Below are 2,588 nucleotides of genomic sequence, written 5' to 3' on the forward strand. Positions count from 1 at the left end.
CCGAGATCGCCACCAACCCCGACCGACCACTCGGCCAACTCGGCATCGCGACCGCATCGGAGGTACGGGATCTGGACCGGTGGAACGACACCGCCCGTCCCGTGCCCTCCATGACCGTTGACCAACTGGTCAACGAGCAGTGCCTCCGCACGCCTGACCAGCTCGCCGTCATCGCCTCCGACGGTCGCCTCACCTACGGAGAGCTGTCGGCTCGGGCCAACCGGCTCGCACACCACCTCAGCGAGCGCGGTGTGAGGGCGGAGCACCGGATCGGTGTGCTCCTCAACCGTACGACGGCGCTACCCGTGACGTTCCTCGCGATCCTGCGGGCAGGCGGAGCCTACGTCCCGCTCGGCTCGGAACAACCCCCAGCTCGGCTGAGGAGCATGGTGGTGGGCAGCCGACTGGACCTGGTGATCACCGAACGGGAACTCGCGAACCGGATTCCCGGGGCCGGGTGCGACGTTCTCGTGCTCGACGACCACCCGCAGCGGTTCGACACAGCCCTTCCGACCGCCGAGCCGGACGTCCGACGGCACCCGGACCATCCCGCATACCTGATACACACCTCCGGTTCCACCGGACGCCCGAAGGGCGTCGTGGTCACCGATCGCGCGTTGGTGAACCTCCTCAGCTGGATGAGGGACCGACCGGGACACCTCGACACGGACCGTGTCCTGGCGAGGACTTCCGCGACATTCGACGCCGCCCAGTGGGAACTGTGGTTGCCACTGGTCACGGGCGCCGTGCTGAGGCTCGCCGAACCCGACATCTCCCTGGACCCGGTAGAGCTCCGGACGAGGATCAGGGAGGACGGCATCACCGTCCTCCAACTGGTACCGACCCTGCTCCGTGAGCTCGCGGTGGCGGCCGGCGACCAGAAACCCCTCTCCGGTGTGCGCGAGCTCTTCGTTGGTGGGGAAGTGCTGACCGCTGAACTCGCGGACCGTGCCCTCGAACTCGGTGCCGAGTCCGTCGTGAACGTCTACGGGCCGAGCGAGACCACTGTGCAGGTCAGCGCCGGCACCTACCGGCCTGAGGACACCGGGTCGTCCAGCGTTGCCATCGGGGCTCCGGCGCACAACGTCCGGGCCTATGTCGTGGACCGGGAGCTGCGGGCACTTCCCGTTGGAGTCAGCGGTGAGCTGTACCTGGCCGGAGCGCAGGTCGCACGGGGCTACACCTCGCCCACCTTGACGGCGGAGCGTTTCGTCGCCGACCCGTGGGGAACCGCCGGGGACCGGATGTACCGGACCGGCGACCTGGCGCGGTGGCTGCCCGACGGGAGGCTGCTGATCCTCGGACGAGTCGATGACCAGGTGAAACTCCGGGGGCGCAGAGTCGAGCCCGCCGAGATCGAGACAGTGCTCACCGGACATCCCTCGATCGCCCAGGCCGCGGTCCTCGTCAGCCCGGCGACCGCGACCGCTGCCGAACGACTCACGGCCTACGTGGTCACCGCGAGGGGTGCGGAACCACCCGATGACCTCGAACTCCGTACCTTCCTGCGGCGCCTGCTCCCCGAGTACCTGGTGCCAGCGGTCGTCGTCGCACTCCCGGAGCCACCGCTGACACCGAGCGGGAAGCTCGATCGGAGGGCGCTGCCCCGACCTGCCGACGGCACCGACCCGATCACCGAGCCGCGGACCGCCACCGAACGGCTGCTGGCGGAGGTGTGGGCGGAGGCGCTGGGGCTGCCCAGGGTAGGAGTCGAGGACGACTTCTTCCGGTTGGGAGGGGACTCCATCACGAGCATGCGTGCGGCCGCCCGGATCCGCGCACGTCTCGGCGTCGAGCTGTCTCCGCTGATCGTCTTCGACCGACCGACGGTAGCGGCGCTGGCAGCCGAGCTCGACGAACGCCAGGAGGTCGGGACACACCAGGCGTCGGCTGACGAGCCAGGCTCGGACCTCCTCCCGATCACCGATCAGGGAGCCGGAAGCATGCCGTTGTCCTTCGGGCAGGAACGGCTGTGGTTCCTGGAGGAGTTCTCCCCGGGCGGCACCGAGTACAACACGGGCTTCGCGCTGCGGATGTCAGGACACCTCGACACCGCCGCGCTGGAGGACGCGCTCTGCGCGCTGCTCCGACGTCATGAGGCCCTGCGCACGACGTTCCCCACGGTCGACGGGCACGCCGTACAGCGGATCACCACCGACGAGGTCGTGGGACTCCGGACGGTCGACCTGTCCGGAACACCGGAGTCGGAGCGACCGGCCACGCTGCACGACGTGTTGTCCACGGCGGTGACGCGACCGTTCGACCTGGCGTCGGGACCGCTGCTGCGGGCGTTGCTGGTTCGTGAGGTCGCGGGCCAGCACGTGTTGGTGGTGACGATGCACCACATCGTCACCGATGGCTGGTCCGCGGGCGTGTTGGTCCGGGACCTCGGTGTGCTGTACGGCGCAGCGTCCCGGGGCCACCGAGCAGTGATGCCGAGCCTGCCCGTCCGCTATGCCGACTGGGCGGCCTGGCAGCGGCGGCGCGTGTCCGGGGACCTCCTGCGAGACCAGGTGGATTACTGGCGGGAGAGGCTCGCTGGGCTCCCGGTGTTGGAACTGCCCACCGACCACCCCCGACCGGCGGTG

1 protein-coding gene is annotated in these 2,588 nt (G+C 69.6%); it reads left to right on the forward strand.

Features of this window, described 5'->3' with window-relative positions; translation table 11 throughout:
* Positions 1-110: 110 nt before the first annotated feature.
* Positions 111-2,588: non-ribosomal peptide synthetase (locus tag ACTIDRAF_RS0214595; RefSeq protein WP_157163040.1), on the forward strand; the 2,478-nt coding region annotated here is incomplete at its 3' end.

The sequence above is a fragment of the Actinoalloteichus spitiensis RMV-1378 genome, from assembly GCF_000239155.1.
Classification (GTDB): Bacteria; Actinomycetota; Actinomycetes; order Mycobacteriales; family Pseudonocardiaceae; genus Actinoalloteichus_B; species Actinoalloteichus_B spitiensis.